The following is an 18659-nucleotide window of genomic DNA, read 5'->3' as shown; positions in this document are numbered from 1 at the left end:
GCTATTTCCGATCACATGTGGTTAGTTAACATGATGGCTACGGAGCACACTGACGCACTCGAACCGCTCGATATGTGGATCGACGTTGGCGGGCGGCACCTCCACTACGTTACGGCCGGTAGCGGCGCAACTCCGGTCGTGTTACTTCACGGCGGCATCATCGATGCCGCCACGCTCTCGTGGGGCGGCTCGATTGCCCCGTTCGCCGACGATCAACGAGTTATCGCACTCGACCTGCCGGGCTACGGTAGCAGTAGCCGTCCGGACGCGGAGTACACGACAGCATATCATACCGAGGTTCTCGGGGACTTCCTCGACGCCCTGAACCTTTCCTCGATCAGTCTCGTCGGCGTCTCGATGGGGGGCGGGATTGCGCTCCGATACGCGTTACATAACCAGTCTCGCGTCAAGAGTCTCGTTCTCGTCGACAGTCACGGACTCGGTCGACAGCTCCCCAACGGCTATCTTACGTACGTCCTGTCGCGGCTTCCGAAACTGAACGAGCTATCGATCTCGCTCCTCAAACGAAACCGTCGGCTTGCAAAACTCGCCCTTTCGGGGATTGTCCACGACCCGGATACGCTGTCCCGGTCGGTCGTCGACGAGTTCTACCGCCTCCTGCAGCGGCCGGATGCGGGGCGGGCATACCGGCGCTGGCGAGCATGTGAAGTCGAACGGGGCGGTTTCCGGACCGACTTCTCGGATCGGCTTGAGGATCTGGAGGTCCCGACTCTGCTCGTCCACGGCACCGAGGACCCCATCTTCCCGGTCAGGTGGTCGCGCCGAGCGGCGGACCGGATCCCCGAAGCCAGCCTCGAAATCCGCCCGGAGTGTGGGCACTGGCCCCAGCGCGAGCAAACCACCGCGTTCAACGAGCGAGCGATGGAGTTTCTGGTCCGGTACGGTCAGTGATCGACGCGAGAGAACGCCGTCTCGAATGGGTTTTTATCGCCACCCACCGTAGCCCGCATCGTGCTGACGAAGGAACTGCTCCGCGTCTCCCGGGCCGGTGGGGGCTACCATCCACAGTTTGCCAGACGGGAGCACCGCCCGCTGGCGGCGAAACTACTCGGCACCTATCAGGGCCACGTCGGTCACACGGCCGGCGAACTCGAGGATGCACTCACTACACTGGAACGCGATGCGGAGGATTTCAAACTCGTTCGGGGGGTCGCCAAACTGCTAGAGCACGATGCGACCTTCGAGACGCAAGCGCCAGTGGACCCGGAGCGGGCGCGACGGAGCGCCTTCGAGACCGCAGAATCCGTGGGCGTCGTCCGGCCGGAAGAGCGTGCGGAGGCTATCGAGCAAGCGTCGACCGGTCTCGCAGTTCCGACTGACGACCTCGAAACCTCGCTGTTTGCCGACCTCGACGACAGGCAGGTGCTCACGTCGTTCGACGCCCGCTGGGACCCCGATGGGCTGATCACACAGTACAACCTCTCGCTCGCCCAGACCGCGCTGTTCGATGCGACGGAGATCCGGGTCCGGTCGTCAGATCCGAAGGGCCTCGTCTCTGCAGTGAAGCGACTCGGCCTGCTTTACGAGGTGCGAAAGACGGGCGAGGGACGAGAGTTGGTCGTCACCGGCCCGACCGGGCTCTTTCGAGCGACGCGGCGGTACGGCACCCAGTTCGCACGATTGCTCCGGAGCGTCGCGAAGACCGACGAGTGGCATCTCTCGGCGACTATCGACGACCGCGGCACCGAGCGCGAACTCCGCCTCTCGGACGACGATCCAGTGCGCGTGCCGGGCGTCGAACCACTCGTTGAGGACCGCTACGACAGCGGCGTCGAGGCCGACTTCGCCGCCCGGTTCGAGGCGCTGGATCTGGACTGGGAGCTCGTCCGGGAGCCGGAGCCACTGGCCGCCGGGGCGAGCGTGATGATCCCCGACTTCGCCTTCGACTACCGCTTCGCAGACTTCCGCATCTTCTTCGAGATCATGGGCTTTTGGACGCCGGAGTACGTCGAGACCAAACTCTCGAAACTCGATAGCGTCGAGGACGTCGAACTGCTGGTCGCCGTCGACGAGAGTCTCGGCGCGGGCGAGGAGATCGAGGCCCGCGACCACCGGGCGATTCCCTACTCCGGAACGGTACGGATCAAGGACGTCCGCGACGCTCTACGCCGGTACGAGACGGACCTCGAATCGGCCAGCGCGGCCGACCTGCCCGACGAACTCGTTCCCGAGGCTGACGCCCTCACGCTCGACGAACTGGCCGACCGCCACGGCGTGAGCGTGAGCGCTATCGAGGAGCAATCGTTCCCCGAGCACGAACGTATCGGACGGACGCTGGTGCGTCCGGCGGTGCTCGACGCACTGGCGACCCGACTTGACGCCGGGATGGACTTCGCTGATGCCGAGGAACGGATCACCGAGGCGGGCATCGACGACGCGAGCACCGCCCTCTCGCGTCTCGGCTACCGCGTCGAGTGGGAGGGGCTAAGCGGCGGGACGGTTCGCGAGCAGTAATCGACCGTTCCCGAGGCTCAGCTGTACTGAACGAAGTATTCTGCGACTACTGTCGACGGGAGCGCGTTCACAACACCCGGAACCGTTAACTGATGAGCCACATAGCATCCCGCTATGGTACTGCTGGTTCCGTTCGATGGGTCCGACCTCTCCACGGCCGCGCTGGAACGCGCCCGAGAGTTCGGCGAGTTCACCGACGAGGAAGTCGTCGCGCTCGCGGTCATCCCTCCGGACCCCGAGTTCGCACGAGACCGTGGCTGGCTAGCGCCTGATGAAGCGTTCGACGCGGAGATGATCTGTACGCGTATCCGTCATCAACAGGAGGACGTCGCTCCCGACGCCACCTTCCGCTGCGAGGAGACCGCAGAGACGGATTACCGCGCGACGATCACGACCGATATCACGCGAACGATCCGCCAGGTAGCGGCAGAACTAGAAGCCTCTATCATCTTCATCGGTAGCGAAAACGCCGGCCGTGTCTCGACGCCGCTGACCAGCGTCGGCAATCCGATTTCGGAGGACCCGCACTACGATATTCACATCGTTCGCCACGCGGAGTAATCGTTACTCGATTGCGACCCGTCCGTCAGAATAGAGACTCACTTCGTGGCCGCAGTACACGAACGACACCGAGCAATGTCGCGACGATTCGTCGGTGCGGGTGTTCTCGAACAGTTGGTTCAGGGCGTCCGGATCAATCGCGGTGGCGAGTGGGGGTGATAGATCGCTCGGCCGGGTTCCCTCGCGATCAGCCACGGCTTCGATGATGCGGATGCTCGGGGGCTTGCCGGACACCGCTAGATCATGAGCTGCACGTCCGATTCGGACATGTGCTGAAGCGCGGTTGCAGCGCCAACGCCAGTGGTCACGCCGTCGTAGAAGTCGTCATCGTCGTAATCCATCAGCTCGATCGTCATCTGACAGGCCTGCAGATCGACGCCCTGTTCGAGCGAGAGATCGATCAACTCTTTGATCGTCGCGGTGCCGTTCTCGTCGATCTTGTTGCGCATCATACGCGTCGCCATCGCGTCCATCCCGGGGAGGGCGGCGACTGCGTTCGGCATCGGCATGCTCGGGTTGCCGACCGCGCTCAGTTTGAGGTCTTCCGATTTCTCCTCGTGGAGGATGTCGAGTCCCCAGAACGTATGGAAGACGACGACGTCCCAGCCGAAGGCTGCGGCCGTACTCGCCAGAATCAGCGGCGGGTACGCCATGTCCAGCGTCCCTTTGGTGGAGACGATTGTCATCTGCTTCGTATCGTCGCCCTCGTCGAGGTCGGCCAGAGACTCCTCTAGCTCGCCGACGCGCTCGCGAAGGGCTTCCATCTCCGCGGGATCGGGTGTCGTCTCGTCACCGGACGGTGTGGTGCTGTCGGTACTCATGCAGTCTGTTTCACGTAGTGTTTGTACACGTCGTCGGCCTCGACCTGTTCGAGCAGTTCGACACCCGGCGTTCCCTCTGCCCAGCCCTCGATGTCGCTCATGCTACCGGAGTCCGTCGCGAGGACCTCGAGGACCTCCCCCTCGGCGAGGCCGTCGATGGCCTGTTTGGTCTTGACGACCGGCATCGGGCAGGACTCTCCTTTCACGTCGAGCGTCTCGGCGATATCGTATTGTGAACTCATAGTTGATCTGCTCTGTATTGGAGCTATTACACAATATCAGACAGATGGATATAAAAGCTCCGGTAATTGTATGCGATATGAACAGCCGCTATTCCAAGGCTATGGAATTATGGAGTGAGATGGCGTATCCTAGCGTAGAAGTCCTCTTGAGCAAAAACCGCAGATTCTCATATTGTATAGTAACTGCACTACTATGCAAACCCTTATGAGGAACCACCCAATATTCTACGGTGTACAACATGGACGACATGGACTTTCCAACGCCGGACGTCGAAGTCGAATCGGTCGACCCCACTGAGTTGAAAGCACAGATCGACGCGGGCGAGTCAGTCACCCTCCTCGACGCGCGTATGACGAGCGAGTACGAGGAATGGCGGATCGACGGCGAGAACGTCGAATCGATCAACATCCCGTACTTCCACTTCCTCGACGACGAGATTCCCGAGGACGTGCTCGATCAGATTCCGGACGACCGCGAGCTGACCGTTCTGTGTGCCAAGGGCGGCGCAAGCGAGTACGTCGCGGGATCGCTGAAAGAACTCGGATACGACGTCGACCACCTCAACAACGGAATGAACGGCTGGGCGCGCGTCTACGAGGCCGTCGAAGTCACCGACTACGACGGTGCGGGGACGCTCCTGCAGTATCAGCGCCCCTCCAGTGGCTGTCTCGGCTACTTCGTCTACGACAACGGCGAAGCCGCCGTGATCGACCCGCTTCGCGAGTTCACCGACCGGTATCTGGAGGACGCCGAGGAGTTGGGCGTCGAACTTCAGTACGCCATCGACACGCACGTGCACGCGGACCACATCTCGGGCGTCAGGAATCTGGCTGACGAAGGCGTCGAGGGCGTCATCCCCGAGTCAGCAGTCGAGCGGGGCATCACCTACGCCGACGACATGACTCTCGCCGCGGACGGTGACGAGTTCGAGGTCGGCGACGTGACCATCGAGACGGTCTACACGCCCGGCCACACCTCCGGAATGACTTCGTACCTGATCGACGACTCGCTGCTCGCGACCGGCGACGGCCTGTTCATCGAGAGCGTCGCGCGGCCGGACCTCGAAGAGGGCGACGAGGGCGCACCCGAAGCCGCGAGCCAGCTCTACGAGTCGCTTCAGGAGCGTGTTCTCACGCTGCCCGACGAGACGCACATCGGTGGCGCGCACTTCAGCGATGCGGCGGAGCCAACCGAGGACGGCACCTACACCGCGCCGATCGGCCAACTCGTCGACGAGATGGACGCGCTGACGATGGACGAAGACGAGTTCATCGAGCTGATCCTTTCGGACATGCCGCCCCGCCCCTCTAACTACGAGGACATCATCGCCACCAACCTCGGCCAGCAGGAGGCCAACGACGAGGAAGCCTTCGAGCTAGAACTCGGCCCGAACAACTGCGCCGCTAGCCAGGAATCGCTGGCGGATGACTGATCGGGGATGGTAACCGAACTCGTCGCTCCGGCACTGCTCGAAACACCGTTCCCGGAGGGGATCAGTCGCTACGCCGTCGGTGGCCTGTTCGTTGGCCTCGGCGCGCTCGTCATCTACCTCGGGACCGGGATCAGCGCCGGCGCGAGCACCTTCCTCGAATCAACGCTGTCGTACGTCTCGGATCAATCCCGATTCCAGCAGTATCGGCGCTCGCGGGACTGGCGGATCGTCTTCACCCTCGGGATCATCTCCGGGGCGGCAGTCTACGCGCTCACGTTCCAGTCCGGACTCGTCACGAGTTCGTTGTACACGCCGGGGACGACCGGCACGCTCCGAGAGATCGGCGGTGTGACGGTCTGGCTCACCGACGTCCAGCCGTGGCGGCTGTTCCTCGGCGGTATCTTCGTCGGGGTCGGCACCCGCATCGGGAAGGGCTGTACCTCCGGTCACGGCGTCTGTGGCGTCGGTTCGGCCTCGAAAACGTCGATCATCGGCGTGGCGACGTTCATGCTCGTTGCGATCGGGACCGCTCAGCTAGTGATGGCGCTGGGGGTGAGCCCGTAGTGAGCGAGACCCAAGCGAAGCGCGGGTCTCGGAATTGCGAACGGCGAGGTGACGAGTCGGGAGACGCGAGAGCCGACCACAGAGAGGGTCTCGGAATTGCGAACGGCGAGGTGACGAGCCGTGAGTAGTGCCCGCCACCCGCTGTTCATGCCGCTGATCTACGTCGGTGGCCTGATCTTCGGCTTCGGCCTCGGTTTCAGTCATATGGCCCAACCGGAGGTCGTGTTGAACTTCCTCCAGTTCGAGGACTTCGGCCTGATCTTCGTGATGTTCGGGGCCGCTATCGTCACCGGACTCGGCTTTGCGATCATCCCGCGACTGCTCGACAGCGCACCGCTGACCGGCGACAGCTACGGTCGGCGGCTGAAGTCGTTCGATCGGAACGTCCTGATCGGCGGCTCGATATTCGGCGTCGGCTGGGGCCTCTCGGGGATCTGTCCCGGCGCGGCCTACGCCAGCCTCGGCGTCGGCAACGTGACGATCCTCTGGGCGCTCGCCGGCATGTTCGTCGGCGCGTACCTGCAGGGTGTCTGGCGCAGTCAGAGCGCCGACACCGACGGAGTCGCGACCGGTGCAGATTAAATGAACGCGAGGGGGATCATCACGAGGACCCCGATGACGATACCGGTTCCGAGTTCGACTTTTCCGCCGTACTGAAACTCCGATCCCAGATCCAGCGCCTCCGGAATGAACTCCGTCAGAACGAGATAGATCATCGCACCGGCGGCGAAGCCAAAGCCGAAGGGGAGGAACTGCCGCGCGTAGCGGACGAACGCGAACGCGATGACGGCCCCGATCGGCTGTGGCAGACTGGAAAAGACCGCCCACCAGACCATCTTCCACTCCGAGATGCCCATCGATCGGAGCGGGATGGAGATGGCCGTCCCCTCCGGGATGTTGTGAATCGAGATGGCGATGGTCATGAAGACCGCCAGCAGCGGGACGGTAAAGCCGAGGATCTGCAGGCCGCCTTCGAGGCCGAGGTCGGCAAAGGAGACGCCGACAGCAACGCCCTCGGGGAAACTGTGGACCGTCAAGATCCCGAGGATGAGCACGAGCTTTTTGAAGTCCGCTTCCTCGTACTCCTGGGGATCGATTTCCGCGTCCACGAGCACGTCGTGTGCGACGATGACGAGCAGGACGCCGACGCCCATCCCTGCGATGATTTCCAGTGGGGTCCCCTCCCTGAGTCCCTCTTCGATGAGTCCGAACAGCGACGCCGACACCATGATCCCGGAGGCCAGGCCCCAGAGAACGACGTTGTATCGGTCGCTAATATCGTCGAAGAAGAAAAACGGGATAGCGCCGAGACCCGTCGCCAGCGCGGTGATGAACCCGGCGACAAATACCAACACGAGGTTTTCTACGAGGGCCATTGACACGTTACCTGTCGGACTGACAGTATAAATCGGCAGCGGAACCGACGTGAACGCTCGGTCAGAGCGGTCGATCCAACCGATTCGGCATCGTCTCGTCGAACAACTCGGAGAAGAGTTTCTTCTCGGCGGCCCGGAGATGCTGTGTGAACGTCGTCTGTGAGATGTCCATCATCGATGCGACCTCCTCGCCGCTGTGTTCACGGGGCCAGTCGAAGAAGCCGGAAAAGTACGCAGTCTGGGCCGCTTCTCGTTGCCGATCTGTCAGGGTCGAGGCTAGCTGTTTCCGGAACGCCGCTTCAGTCTGAACGTCTCGCTCGCGCTCGCGCTGTGCGACCAGTGTCAGATCGTCGTATGTCGTCTGGAGTGCGTCGACGACAGTTCGGATGTCGTTCGAACTGCTGACCTGTGCGACTAGCTGGCCACCATCTGTACCGGAGATAGAAAACGACTCGACGCTGGCACCATACTGGGCCAGCGTTGCGACGATGGACCGATCATCGATCATCAGTCGGAACAGCGCACAGTCGTCGTGCGTGTATACGTGCTGGACCGAGCTAATGTGATCGGCCTCGGCCGCATAGGCGGTGACGGTTTCCGGTGTGGTGCCAGTGACAGTGACATACTGGATACGGTCGCCGTCGCCATCACCCACGATCTGTTCTACGGCAACCGTACAGTCTAGTTCGGCTGCCAGCGTCGCGAGCGGATCGTCGATAGCGTTCAACTGGAACTCGAGTTCGGTCACGCTGTCGGAGGCGAGTGTCTGCTTGCTTTCGACGGCGCTGATCGCGTCCGCGACCGTCCGGCCGAGTTCCGCGAAGATATCGTGCTTGATCAGGTCGAACGCCTCCGTATCACTGGTCTCTACGACGAGGACACCGTACTCCGCGCCGCGATAGGCGAGCGGCACCACGACGCTCTGGGTCTTTGCTGTCGTTTCCAGCAGGTCGCTCTCGGTGGTGGTGAAAACCGGTTCCTGACTGTCGAGTGCGGTCTCGACCGGCGTTGGCGTCGACGCACACAGCCTCTCGATGTGGTCGTCGAGTGTATCCACGTCGGTGCCGGCCCACGCCCGTGGACTGATCGTCCCGTCGACGAGCCCCCGGTTGCCGATCCACGCGGCATCGAAGAGGTCGGCGCGAACGAACTGCTCGCACACCGCCCGTTCGATCTCGTCGCGGGTCGACGCGGCCACCAGTTCGCGGTTGACGTCGCGGAGGACCCCGTTCGTGTTGTTCAGTAGGGTCAGGCGCTCGTTCTGGTCTTCAATACGGATCTCGCGTTCCTTTCGTTCGGTAACATCGCGCTCGACCGCGACGTAGCGCTCCACCTCTCCGTCGTCGGTGATGGGGGCGATCGTTGTATCGACCCAGCAGAGCTCCCCCGACTTCCGTCGGTTGGTGAGTTCACCCTCCCAGACGGAGCCGGATTCGATCTGCTCCCACAGGTCCGCGTAGAACTCCTCGTCGTGTGTTCCGGACTGCCAGAGCCGCGGGTTCTCTCCGAGCACTTCGTCCGGTTCGTACCCCGTAACCGATTCGACGGCCGGATTCGCGTACTCGATGGTGCCGTCCGGATCGGTAAGAAAGATCGCGTGCCCAGCATGTTCGATAGCTTTCCGATAGCCACGCAGGCGGTCGTTGGCCGTCTGTAGCTGTGTTTTGATGGCTTCCTCGCCCTCGACGTATTCCGCGAGGTAGTACACTGTCAGGATAGCGAGGACGCTCACGATGAGGCCCGGGAGTTCTTCGAGACCGGTACTGGCGGTCTGTACCGTGAGGATCTGCCGAAGCGTCATGAAAGACAGTAGAAGCGTCAGAAAGCCAAATCGACGGTCGCGGCTACGAGAGAGCAGCAGAACCGAGTAGCCGACACCGAACAGGCGCAGTCCGATCGATAGGAGGATGATCCAGTTCATCTGTGTCTCCGTGTCCGACTATCGCTCGGACGTAGCCCGTTGATTGTCCGGGTATCTCTTGGTGACACGTTCATTATAAAGGGTGTGCCGGCCTCCTGAATAAATATCTGTGGTCTCTGGCCCGCAGCGCGACACGCCCCGATTCGACGTCTGACACTCCCAACCCAAACAGTATTGGCATCCCCGATATGGGGTGTATAATCAGTCACTACCCGGGTCAATCTGTATTGGTACTGTTCTTTCCATCGGTGTCTGCGTACCTCTACGTGTATGAACCCCAAAACTAACCGGTCGATATTGACCCGGACTGCTGATAGTGTGGCAGCCGGCCACGGGTGGTGGCAATGAGTGGCGTAGACGAGGGAGAGACGCTCCCGGGGATCCCGAACGTGGAGAAAACAGATCTGAACCAGATGGTGGAAAACGAGCGTGTCGACCCACGCGAGGAACTCGCGGACGTCGACGCCGACACCGACCTCGGGATCGCAATGGCCGAGGACGCACAGGCCGTCGCACGCGGTGAACTCACCGGCGACGAGTACTGGGACAAGTACGACGAGGCCGCAGCCCAGGAGTTCGGCACGGCGTATCATGAGACACCGAACCCCGCGGTCGACGCAGGCGATCAGACTATTTCGACGGAAACCGCTGAATCGCTGAGCTGTTCCGTTGGGTCGATGGACACCGTCTCGAAGCAATCAGCGCAGGTCAACGGCGACGAGTCGGACGGGGGAATCGGCGAGGGCGACGAGAAGTGGGGCATGGTGATCGACCTGCAGAAGTGCGTCGGTTGTGACTCGTGTACCGTCGCCTGCAAGGCCGAAAACCGGACTCCTCCGGGCGTCTCGTACAACGTCGTGATGGAAGAGGAACACGGCGAGTTCCCGAACGTGACGCGGACAAACGTGCCTCGTCCGTGCATGCAGTGTGATAACCCACCCTGTGTTCAGGTATGTCCGGTCTCGGCGACGTACAAGATGGACGACGGCGTCGTCAACATCGATTACGACCGGTGTATTGGCTGTCGATACTGCAATATCGCCTGTCCGTACGGCGCGCGGTACTTTGACTTCGGCGAGAACTACGACGACGAGGTCGATGAAGCGGGCGAACTGACGAGCCCGGAGTACGGCGTCGACAGAGGAGCACGTGAAGAGGGCGAATCACCGATCGGTAACATCCGCAAGTGCAGTTTCTGTACGCACCGGCTGGAGCGCGGCGAAGAGCCGGCCTGCGTCGAGACCTGTATCGGGGACGCCCGCAATATGGGCGACCTGGACAACCCCGACAGCGATGTCGCGGAAATGGCCGACTCGTCACGGGCGTTCCAACTGAAAGAAGAGGAGGGGACCGACCCCAACGTCTACTACCTCAAATAGCACGATGGCAACAGAAAGTTCAAACTTCGATTTCGCTCCAGGCTTCGAAGACAGCCGACTACGAATCGCCTGGTACGTCTTTATCGGCGTCCTGCTTACTGGTGGTGCCTACGCGACGTATCTGCGTATCACACAGGGAATGGCGAGCACGAACCTCACGAGTATCGTACCGTGGGGCGCGTGGGTCGCGTTCTACATCTACTTTGTCGGTCTCTCCGCGGGCGCGTTTCTCGTGAGCACGCTGGCGAACGTCTTCGAGATCGGCATGATGCACCGGATCGATCGGGACGCGCTGTTCGTGGCCATCATCAGCATGGCCGTAGCGTTGCTCTTTGTCTGGATCGATCTCGGGCGGATGGACCGGATGTACTTCCCGTTCTTCTGGCGCCAACTCACGTCGGCGCTCTCGTGGGAGGTCCACGCCTACGTGGCGTACATCGGGATTCTCGTCACGGAGCTCTACTTCTCGATGCGGGTCGATCTCGCCCGACTCGCGACCAGGTTCGGCGGGGCTCGGGGTGTGCTGTATAGACTGCTCGCGCTCGGGCGAGTCGACACGAGCGAGGCCTCGAAAGCCTTCGACCAGCGATGGCTCAAGCGCGCCGGCATCGTCGGCATCCCGCTCGCCATCTTCATGGTGCACGGCGGAACGGGTGTGCTGTTTGCAGTCTCGAAGGCCCGTCCGTACTGGAACAGCGGACTCTTCCCCGTGATCTTCATCATCTCGGCGCTGTTGAGCGGGACGGCGCTGGTGATGATTATCTACGTGCTCCGAACGCGACTGTTCGACGGCGAAGCCGTCGATCCCGACCTGCTCGACCAACTCGCAAAGCTGTTGATGGGCTTCATCATTATCGACGCCGCCCTCACGGCCATCGAGGCACTGATCGCATTCGCGAGTCTTCATCCACACGAGGTGGAGACATGGCTCGTCGTCCTGTTCGGCGAGATGTCGTGGTCGTTCTGGTGGTTCATGGTCGGCGCTAGCTGGGTGTTCCCCATGGTCCTGCTCAGCAACCGATCCTGGCGTCGAACCCCGTCAGTGATGGTGCTCGCAGGGTTGAGCTCCGTCATCGGAATCGTGGCGGTACGGTTCAACATCGTTATCCCGGCACAGATTATCCCCGTGATGGAGGGCTTACCACACGGATCGTACTTCCCCACACTCGTCGAGTGGGGAACGAGCATCGGCATTATCGGCGTCGGCTTCCTGCTCTTCACGCTCGGTGCGGAGCTGCTTCCGCTGACGCCGCTTTCTGGAGGTGACCACGAATGAGTACCAACGATTCGGAAGACCGCGCCCAGGTTTCACGGCGTGACTTCTTCAAGGCAGCCGGGAGTATCGGCCTCGTCGCAGCAGCCAGCAACGCTGCGGTGAACGTAGATATAGATGACCTGTGGACGGACGACGAGCACCACTACGTCGGCGACGAGTACGGCGAGTACGGTGCGAGCGACGTGATCCATACGACCTGCGGCCAGTGTAACACGTTCTGTCCGATCAAGGTGCAACTCGCGGACGGGAGCGGCACCGGCGAGTACAGTTCACTGGTCCGGAAGCTTGCCGGGAACCCGTACTCGTTCCTCAACACGCAGCCGTTCTCGCAGGTTCCCTACGGAAGCGACCCCGAGGACGTGGCGATGGGCGACGTCGAGGGGAGCGGCGATGTCGACGAAGACCGGTGGTCGCTGTCCGGCGGGCGGATCTGCCTGAAAGGACAGGCCGGCATCCAGACGGCCTTCGACAGCTACCGCGTCCGCGAGCCGATGAAACGCGTCGGCCCGCGCGGTTCCGGAGAGTGGAAGACGATCTCGTGGGAGCAGGCCGTCGAGGAGATCGTCGAGGGCGACGACGACCTCGGCCACCCCGGAGTACGAGAGATGTGGTCACACGCCCCTCAAGACGAGGTCATGAGCGACTGGGAGGCCGTCAAGAACGACGAGATGGCGAAAGCCGACTTCGACGAGAAGTGGGACCACAGCCTCATCGACACCGACCACCCCGACCTCGGGCCGAAAGCCAACCAGATCATCGATGTGGGCGGCTTCCGGCGCAACTTTATCCGCAAGCGACTCTGGAAGCAGGGTCTTGGTTCGGTCAACAGTTTCCACCACGCGGGGACCTGTGGGTTCTCCAGTGTGATGGGCAACGTCCGGTCGTACAACAGCAAGAAGAAACGCCAGTACCCCGACATCGAAGAGGCCGAGTATATTCTGGTGTGGGGGACGAACCCGCTGGTCGCCAACAAGGGACCGACGTGGCTCGCCCCGAAACTGACGAACGCCATCGAAGCCGGCACACGGATGGACGTGGTCGATCCGCGGCTCTCGAAGACAGCCGAGAAGGCCGATACCTGGGTTCCCGTCGAGCCAGGTGCCGACGGCGCTCTGGCACTCGGGATGGCCCGATGGATCCTCGAACACGACCGCCACGATCTGACCTACCTCCAAAACCCCTCTGAGGGCGCCGCACAGTCCGACAACGAACCGACCTGGAGCGACGCGACCCATCTTATCCTCGTCGACGAGGAAGGTGCCCCAAAGGCGAGTGCCGCCGACCTCGGCCTCGTGGCAGCCGATGCCGAGACTGCCGACGACTTCGTGGTCGTCGACGCCGAGTCCGGCGAAGCCAGGCCCGCCAGCGAAGTCGAGACCGCCGTGCTCGATGCGGATGTGACAGTGAACGGTGCCAGTGTCGAGAGCGTCTGGAGCCAGTACCGCGACCGCGTCTACGAGCACACCCTCGAAGAGTACGCCGAGATGGCCGGCGTGTCGACCGAACGGGTCGCGGAGGTCGCTGACGAGTTCACCAGCCACGGGAAGCGGGCGGCCATTATGGCCTACCGCGGCCCGGCGAAACATACGAACGGCTTCCACAACACGCGGGCCATCGCAACGCTCCAGCATCTCATCGGCAACTACGACTGGAAGGGCGGGCAGATCACCCCCTACGCCGGCTACGACACGATGTCCGGCCGGTACCAGCTGGGCCAGGTGCCGGACGGCTACTCGCCGTGGGGTATCCCCCTGACCCGTGGCGGTATCAACTACGAGGACACCACGCTGTTCGACCGTGACGACGGCTACCCTGCTAAACGGCCCTGGTTCCCCGCGGCACCGGCACAGGCCACCCAGGAAATCTACGGCAGTGCGGCCGACGAGTACCCATACGGCATCAACGCGCTGTTCATCCGGCCGTACTCGAACAACCACGTGATGGCCGTCGCCGGCGGCGACCAGATCCCGCCGATCCTGCAGGACACCGACACCATCCCGCTGGTCGTCGCCTCGGATACGGTGATCGGCGAGACCAGCAAGCACGCCGATTACATCCTGCCGGAGCCGACGTATCTCGAACGCTGGGAGAACTTCGGAACCTACCCGAACAAGCGACTGGCCGACGAGAAGATCAGCCAGCCCGCAATCTCGGTCGTCCCGGACGCCCGGCCGTTCGAGGACGTGCTCATCGACATGTGGAAGAAGCTTGACCTGCCCGGCGTCGGCGAGGAATCGATCCCGGACGCCGACGGCGACCTGTGGCCGCTCCATCAGGCCGAGGACTTCTACCTCAAACTGGCGGCCAACATCGGCTACTCCCGCGACCCGGTTTCGGACGCCACCCCGGACGAACGACGGGTGTTCCGTGAGAGCCACGAGAAGGGCCTCGGTGAGGCGTTCGACCTCGGGCGCTGGCAGCAGGCGGTCACCGACGAGGAGTGGGCGAAGGTCGTCACCGTGTTGAACCGCGGCGGTCGGTTCGAGGAACCGACCGAGGACTACGCCAGTGCGTTCGAGGAATACGGCCACGACTACGACTACGCCGGCCGTCGTGACGACACGAACGCCTACGACGGCGAGCACATGCGGTACAAACTCGGTTCGCGGGTGAACTTCTACAGCGACGCCGTGGCGACGGGGAAACACTCCTTCACCGGCGATCGCTTCGATCCGCTACCGAAAGTCGACGACGTGAAACACTACAACGGTGACGTGCAGGCCGCCGTCAGCGGCGACGAGGAGAGCGATCGACCGCTACAGTTGATCAACTGGAAGCCGCGAACACAGGGAATGCACCGGACACAGAACAGTCCGTGGCTGCGCGAGACGCGTCCCGAGAACCCGCTGTGGATCAACTCGCAGGACGCCGACGAGCGCGGCATCGAGAACGGCGACGATATCGTCATCGACGCCGGCCGCAAGACTGTCGAAGGAATGGCAATGGTCACGGGCGGTATTCGGCCCGGCGTTGTCGGTGCGATGTGGGGCTGGGGTCGGACCGGTGACGGGGCGACGGCCGAAACGGTCGACGGCGAAACGCGGTCGCCGGCAGAGGCCGACGGTCACAGCTCCTACCAGTTCGACGAACCGATGGTCGAGGAGGCCGGATACGCGAAAGGCCGTGACGCCGGCTTCGCGATCAACCATCTCCAGCCGTTAGACGAGGAACTCGGTGATACCGGGCTCTCGGATCTCGTGGGCGGGAGCAACGCGCAGTACGACGCCTTTGTCGAAGTGGAGCAGCGGTGATTCGGATGCCCGAAAGCACCGATATCGACGACGGCAGTGAGTCACCGCTGGCGGCCGACGATTCGACGGTAGCTGACGACCCGGACGCTCCCGCCATGGCGACGGCACGCGCTCGCCTGTACGGCCTGCTGGCCGCGACGTTCGACGGCGAGACGGAGACGACCGCGACCGCGCTCGAACAGGAGACGTTCGCGGCCGTCGCCGACGTGTTCCCGGTCGACATCGAGACGGCCGACCTGCGCGGGAACGACCACGACGCCGACTCGCTAGCCATCGGCTACGACAACCTGTTCGTCGTGCCGGGGAGTCACTACGTTCCCCCGTTCGCGTCGGCCCACGCGACCGACCCGAGCGAGGAGTTCGAGTCCGACTCACGCCATCATACCGCCGGCGAGGCGGGTGAACTCCTCGGCGACCCGGCCGCCGAGATGGCGCAGTTGTACGCAGCCGTCGACTTCCAGCCCGAGCGTGGCGGCGACATTCCGGACCACCTCTCCGCCTACTTCGAGTTCATGCGAGCGCTCTGTGAGCGCGAAGCGACGCTCGTCGAGGACGGGCATGAGCGCGACGACGCCAGCCTCGACGCCGTCCGTGAACTCCAGCAGCAGACGCTCTCACGACTGGGGTGGCTCGATCAGTTCGAGGAGGCCGTCGCGACCCGTGACTCGGCCGAAGGCGTCTTCGCCGCGATCACTCGTCTCGCCCGGACGTTCACCGCGTGGGACGCCCAGGAGGGCGTCCAGACCGACCGACAGACATCCGAAACACCCTCGTAATCCAACAGTTCAATGACATCCACTGATATCTCCGAAGCCGACCTGCGTGATCGCCTCCGAACCGTCGAAGATCCGGCGCTCGACACAGACATCGTCAGCGCTGGACTCCTCAGAAACCTCTCCATCGAGGACGAAACCGCGTCCATCGAACTGGCACTCGGCGCACCGCACGCGCCGGACGAGTCCGCCATCGCGGACAGCATTCGAGCGGTCGTCGACGAGGCAGGGCTCGACGCAGCGCTCTCGGCCAACGTCCCCCTCTTCGACGAGGCGGAGTCGTCGGTCTTGCCGGGCGTCAGAAACGTGATCGCCGTCGCATCCGGAAAGGGCGGCGTCGGCAAGAGTACCGTCGCGGTCAACATCGCGGCCGGACTGTCCGACCGCGGTGCGAACGTCGGACTGTTCGATGCGGACGTGTACGGGCCGAACGTCCCGCGGATGCTCGGCGTCGACACGGATCCCACGGCGACGACCGTCGACGGTGAAGACCGGATCGAACCGCCGACTGCCCACGGACTCGAACTGATGAGCGTCGGCCTGATGATCGACGACGACGATCCGGTGGTCTGGCGCGGTCCGGTCGCCCAGAACACGCTTACCGACCTCTTTACCGACGTCTCGTGGGGATCGCTCGACTATCTCGTCGTCGACCTTCCGCCGGGGACGGGCGACGTACAACTGACCGTGCTCCAGCATCTCCCCATCACGGGAACGGTCGTCGTTACGACGCCCCAGTCGGTTGCTGTCGACGATACCCGTCGCGGCGTCGAGATGTTCGCCGAGTACGAGGCCAACGTGTTGGGCGTGGTCGAGAACATGAGCGGATTCGCCTGTCCGAACTGCGGAGACACCCACGACATCTTCGGCGACGACGGCGGTCGGGAACTCGCCGACGCGGTCGACGTCCCATATCTCGGCTCGCTCCCGCTCGATCCGGCGATCCGGGCCGGTTCAGATACCGGTGAACCGATCGTTCGTCAGGACACCGGCGAGACTGCGGCGGCGTTTCGGGATCTGGCAGCAACCGTGGCCAACAAAGTCGGTGTCTTGCGCCGCCATCACCGACAGCAGTCGGCTACTGGGGCCGGTGACTGAGCCTGCAGACGGCGGGCAGTGACGATGCGCTCGCGGCGCTGCCTCTGGTCGTTCTCCCCGCGGGACACAGTCGTCGGTTCGGTATCGTCGGCGCTGGTAGACGGCGAGAAGAGGAGCCACAGCGGTTTCGAGCCCCCGATCAGGCTGATTCGACGGCGACGTCTATCGGCGTCTCGTTGACGACGTTGTCGGTGATGGGACAGCGCTCCTCGATCGCGGCCATCCACTCGTCGAGCGTCGCCTGATCGGCATCCGAGACGACAGAGACCGTGACGTCGAGATCTTGCAGGCCGGGGCGGGCGTCGGATTCCTCGCCGCGATAGGTTGAGTAGTCGACGCCGCCTTCGAGTTCGACGGTCATCTCCTCGATGTCGATATCCATGTCCCGGGCGACCATCGTCCCGGTCGAGTTCAGACAGCCGATGATCGAACCGAGGAAGTACTCGACGGGGTTGACGTCCTTCCCGACGACGAACTCGGCGTCGCCGGTGTCTACTTCGATCCGCTTTGGGCTCATTCGTGTGCCGGTCAGTTTGTACGTGGATAGCTCGTTTGAGTCTGTCATCGATCTACTGGTTGTTCAACCGTCTGTGGCTTAAGTCTTGTCCGAATTACACAATTCTGACAACGGCCGATGGGCTGGTCCCGTTCGACCGCTCAGACCAGGGTGATCCCCCCGTCGACGACCAGCGATGCGCCCGTAATGAACGCCGCCGGCTCCGACGCGAGGTAGGTGATCGCACTCGCCAGTTCTTCCGGGTCGCCCTGTCGGCCGACCGGCGTCATGTTCACGGCGGCTTCGATCTCCTCGTCGGCCGAGACGCGCTCTGCGGCACCGGTATCGATCATGCCGGGCACGATGGCGTTCATCGTGATCCCGTCCGGGCCCAGATCGATCGCAGCGCTTCTGGTAAAGCCCACGACACCCCCTTTGCTGGCGGCATAGTGTGAGAGGTCGCCGGACCAGCCAACGCGGCCGCCGGCCGCCGACGAGACGTTGACGATCCGGCCGTACTCCTGATCGCGCATCACCGGCAAGACTGCTTTCGTACAGTTGAACGTCCCCGTGAGGTTGATATCGATCACCTGCTGCCAGTCTGCGGGCGTCATCTCGTCGAGCCCGGCCGTCGGGAAGATCCCCGCGTTGTTAACGAGCACGTCGACCCGGCCGAACTCGTCGAGGGTGTCCTCAACGACAGCCTCTGCCTGCTCGTAGTCTGTAACGTCCAGTTCGCGCACGAGCGCAGTGCCTCCGTTCTCCTCGATTGCCTCGCCGACCGTCTCGCGCTCGTCGATGACGTCCGTGACTACGACGCTCGCGCCCTGCTCGGCGAGCAACATAGCAGTCGCTTCACCGATTCCCCGTCCTGCTCCCGTTACGATCGCTACCTGGGTATCGAAATCGAGCATTGTGTTCGGAGCTACGACGGGTCCCAGTATAACCGCCTGGGGCGGGTCGTCGGTCCGGACGGAGAAACCGCTCGTTACG

At 62.9% G+C, this 18659-nt stretch carries 18 protein-coding genes; 11 read left to right on the top strand and 7 right to left on the bottom strand.

The genetic code is table 11. The annotated features are described in order from the left end of the window. The first annotated feature begins 30 nt into the window (after positions 1-30). The 3 genes from ACFQL3_RS11540 to ACFQL3_RS11530 all read left to right on the top strand — a co-directional run bounded on the left by ACFQL3_RS11540 (position 31) and on the right by ACFQL3_RS11530 (position 3036). Positions 31-912 (top strand): alpha/beta fold hydrolase, encoded by an 882-nt coding sequence (locus ACFQL3_RS11540; RefSeq protein WP_377054394.1) that lies wholly within the window; start codon positions 31-33, stop codon positions 910-912. Positions 913-972: 60 nt separating this feature from the next. Next, positions 973-2475, top strand: a complete 1503-nt coding sequence (locus ACFQL3_RS11535) for a DUF790 family protein (protein ID WP_377054392.1) — start codon at positions 973-975, stop codon at positions 2473-2475. 114 nt (positions 2476-2589) lie between these two features. Beyond that, positions 2590-3036: a universal stress protein gene (locus tag ACFQL3_RS11530; RefSeq protein ID WP_377054390.1), complete on the top strand. Its 447-nt coding sequence runs from the start codon at positions 2590-2592 to the stop codon at positions 3034-3036. Positions 3037-3039: 3 nt separating this feature from the next. Here the strand turns inward: ACFQL3_RS11530 and ACFQL3_RS11525 are convergent, their stop codons facing one another. The 3 genes from ACFQL3_RS11525 to ACFQL3_RS11515 are packed head-to-tail and all read right to left on the bottom strand — an operon-like array spanning position 3040 to position 4099. After that, on the bottom strand, positions 3040-3270 hold the full coding sequence (locus ACFQL3_RS11525) for a HalOD1 output domain-containing protein (RefSeq protein ID WP_377054388.1): 231 nt from the start codon (positions 3268-3270) through the stop codon (positions 3040-3042). Between the two features lie 2 nt (positions 3271-3272). After that, positions 3273-3857, bottom strand: a complete 585-nt coding sequence (locus ACFQL3_RS11520) for a DsrE/DsrF/DrsH-like family protein (protein WP_377054386.1) — start codon at positions 3855-3857, stop codon at positions 3273-3275. After that, entirely contained in the window at positions 3854-4099 is a 246-nt protein-coding gene (locus ACFQL3_RS11515; protein ID WP_377054384.1) for a sulfurtransferase TusA family protein, read from the bottom strand. The genes ACFQL3_RS11520 and ACFQL3_RS11515 overlap by 4 nt, the downstream gene beginning before the upstream one ends. A gap of 239 nt (positions 4100-4338) precedes the next feature. Here ACFQL3_RS11515 and ACFQL3_RS11510 point away from each other — a divergent pair, with 239 nt between their 5' ends. The 3 genes from ACFQL3_RS11510 (at position 4339) to ACFQL3_RS11500 (ending at position 6678) form a co-directional block, all read left to right on the top strand. Continuing rightward, complete coding sequence (locus tag ACFQL3_RS11510) at positions 4339-5532, top strand: MBL fold metallo-hydrolase (protein WP_377054382.1); 1194 nt, start codon at positions 4339-4341, stop codon at positions 5530-5532. 6 nt (positions 5533-5538) lie between these two features. Beyond that, the gene (locus ACFQL3_RS11505; protein WP_377054380.1) at positions 5539-6096 is read left to right on the top strand and encodes a YeeE/YedE family protein; all 558 of its coding nucleotides are present in this window, start codon (positions 5539-5541) and stop codon (positions 6094-6096) included. Between the two features lie 120 nt (positions 6097-6216). Then, the gene (locus ACFQL3_RS11500; protein WP_377054378.1) at positions 6217-6678 is read left to right on the top strand and encodes a YeeE/YedE family protein; all 462 of its coding nucleotides are present in this window, start codon (positions 6217-6219) and stop codon (positions 6676-6678) included. On the opposite strand, the gene ACFQL3_RS11495 is transcribed toward ACFQL3_RS11500, so the two are convergent. Both ACFQL3_RS11495 and ACFQL3_RS11490 read right to left on the bottom strand, forming a co-directional pair. Continuing rightward, positions 6675-7472 carry a ZIP family metal transporter gene (locus tag ACFQL3_RS11495; protein WP_377054376.1) on the bottom strand — a complete coding sequence of 266 codons (798 nt, stop codon included), beginning with the start codon at positions 7470-7472 and terminating at the stop codon, positions 6675-6677. The two genes, ACFQL3_RS11500 and ACFQL3_RS11495, sit on opposite strands and share 4 nt — an antisense overlap. Before the next feature lie 61 nt (positions 7473-7533). Then, positions 7534-9393 (bottom strand): bacterio-opsin activator domain-containing protein, encoded by a 1860-nt coding sequence (locus ACFQL3_RS11490; RefSeq protein WP_377054374.1) that lies wholly within the window; start codon positions 9391-9393, stop codon positions 7534-7536. A 344-nt stretch (positions 9394-9737) separates the two neighbouring features. Between ACFQL3_RS11490 and ACFQL3_RS11485 the strand changes: the two genes are divergently transcribed. Genes ACFQL3_RS11485 through ACFQL3_RS11465 form a run of 5 tightly spaced genes read left to right on the top strand, consistent with a single transcriptional unit; the run spans position 9738 to position 17170 of the window. After that, positions 9738-10772 (top strand): 4Fe-4S dicluster domain-containing protein, encoded by a 1035-nt coding sequence (locus ACFQL3_RS11485; protein ID WP_377054372.1) that lies wholly within the window; start codon positions 9738-9740, stop codon positions 10770-10772. A 4-nt stretch (positions 10773-10776) separates the two neighbouring features. Next, positions 10777-12048, top strand: a complete 1272-nt coding sequence (nrfD, locus tag ACFQL3_RS11480) for an NrfD/PsrC family molybdoenzyme membrane anchor subunit (protein ID WP_377054370.1) — start codon at positions 10777-10779, stop codon at positions 12046-12048. Then, on the top strand, positions 12045-15299 hold the full coding sequence (locus tag ACFQL3_RS11475; protein WP_377054368.1) for a molybdopterin-dependent oxidoreductase: 3255 nt from the start codon (positions 12045-12047) through the stop codon (positions 15297-15299). Before nrfD ends, ACFQL3_RS11475 begins: the two co-directional genes overlap by 4 nt. Before the next feature lie 5 nt (positions 15300-15304). Continuing rightward, the gene (locus ACFQL3_RS11470; protein ID WP_417579698.1) at positions 15305-16075 is read left to right on the top strand and encodes a TorD/DmsD family molecular chaperone; all 771 of its coding nucleotides are present in this window, start codon (positions 15305-15307) and stop codon (positions 16073-16075) included. A 12-nt stretch (positions 16076-16087) separates the two neighbouring features. Beyond that, on the top strand, positions 16088-17170 hold the full coding sequence (locus ACFQL3_RS11465; RefSeq protein WP_377054366.1) for an Mrp/NBP35 family ATP-binding protein: 1083 nt from the start codon (positions 16088-16090) through the stop codon (positions 17168-17170). Positions 17171-17309: 139 nt separating this feature from the next. Here the strand turns inward: ACFQL3_RS11465 and ACFQL3_RS11460 are convergent, their stop codons facing one another. Continuing rightward, the gene (locus tag ACFQL3_RS11460; RefSeq protein ID WP_377054364.1) at positions 17310-17735 is read right to left on the bottom strand and encodes an OsmC family protein; all 426 of its coding nucleotides are present in this window, start codon (positions 17733-17735) and stop codon (positions 17310-17312) included. Positions 17736-17827: 92 nt separating this feature from the next. Further along, entirely contained in the window at positions 17828-18580 is a 753-nt protein-coding gene (locus tag ACFQL3_RS11455) for an SDR family NAD(P)-dependent oxidoreductase (RefSeq protein ID WP_377054362.1), read from the bottom strand. Positions 18581-18659 lie beyond the last annotated feature (79 nt).

Origin of the sequence: Natronoarchaeum sp. GCM10025321 (genome assembly GCF_042663585.1) — an archaeon.
In the GTDB taxonomy this organism is placed as follows: Archaea; Halobacteriota; Halobacteria; order Halobacteriales; family Natronoarchaeaceae; genus Natranaeroarchaeum.
The sequence above is the reverse complement of the archived record's forward strand: the minus strand, read 5'-3'. Positions and strand labels throughout refer to the sequence as shown.

Coding starts and splice junctions, on each gene's coding strand:
- ACFQL3_RS11530 (WP_377054390.1), top strand. CDS start 2,590: ATGGTACTGCTGGTTCCGTTCGATGGGTCCGACCTCTCCACGGCCGCG.
- ACFQL3_RS11465 (WP_377054366.1), top strand. CDS start 16,088: ATGACATCCACTGATATCTCCGAAGCCGACCTGCGTGATCGCCTCCGA.
- ACFQL3_RS11470 (WP_417579698.1), top strand. CDS start 15,305: ATGCCCGAAAGCACCGATATCGACGACGGCAGTGAGTCACCGCTGGCG.
- ACFQL3_RS11490 (WP_377054374.1), bottom strand. CDS start 9,393: ATGAACTGGATCATCCTCCTATCGATCGGACTGCGCCTGTTCGGTGTC.
- ACFQL3_RS11520 (WP_377054386.1), bottom strand. CDS start 3,857: ATGAGTACCGACAGCACCACACCGTCCGGTGACGAGACGACACCCGAT.
- ACFQL3_RS11505 (WP_377054380.1), top strand. CDS start 5,539: ATGGTAACCGAACTCGTCGCTCCGGCACTGCTCGAAACACCGTTCCCG.
- ACFQL3_RS11510 (WP_377054382.1), top strand. CDS start 4,339: ATGGACGACATGGACTTTCCAACGCCGGACGTCGAAGTCGAATCGGTC.
- ACFQL3_RS11495 (WP_377054376.1), bottom strand. CDS start 7,472: ATGGCCCTCGTAGAAAACCTCGTGTTGGTATTTGTCGCCGGGTTCATC.
- ACFQL3_RS11515 (WP_377054384.1), bottom strand. CDS start 4,099: ATGAGTTCACAATACGATATCGCCGAGACGCTCGACGTGAAAGGAGAG.
- ACFQL3_RS11475 (WP_377054368.1), top strand. CDS start 12,045: ATGAGTACCAACGATTCGGAAGACCGCGCCCAGGTTTCACGGCGTGAC.
- ACFQL3_RS11540 (WP_377054394.1), top strand. CDS start 31: ATGATGGCTACGGAGCACACTGACGCACTCGAACCGCTCGATATGTGG.
- ACFQL3_RS11455 (WP_377054362.1), bottom strand. CDS start 18,580: ATGCTCGATTTCGATACCCAGGTAGCGATCGTAACGGGAGCAGGACGG.
- nrfD (WP_377054370.1), top strand. CDS start 10,777: ATGGCAACAGAAAGTTCAAACTTCGATTTCGCTCCAGGCTTCGAAGAC.
- ACFQL3_RS11485 (WP_377054372.1), top strand. CDS start 9,738: ATGAGTGGCGTAGACGAGGGAGAGACGCTCCCGGGGATCCCGAACGTG.
- ACFQL3_RS11460 (WP_377054364.1), bottom strand. CDS start 17,735: ATGACAGACTCAAACGAGCTATCCACGTACAAACTGACCGGCACACGA.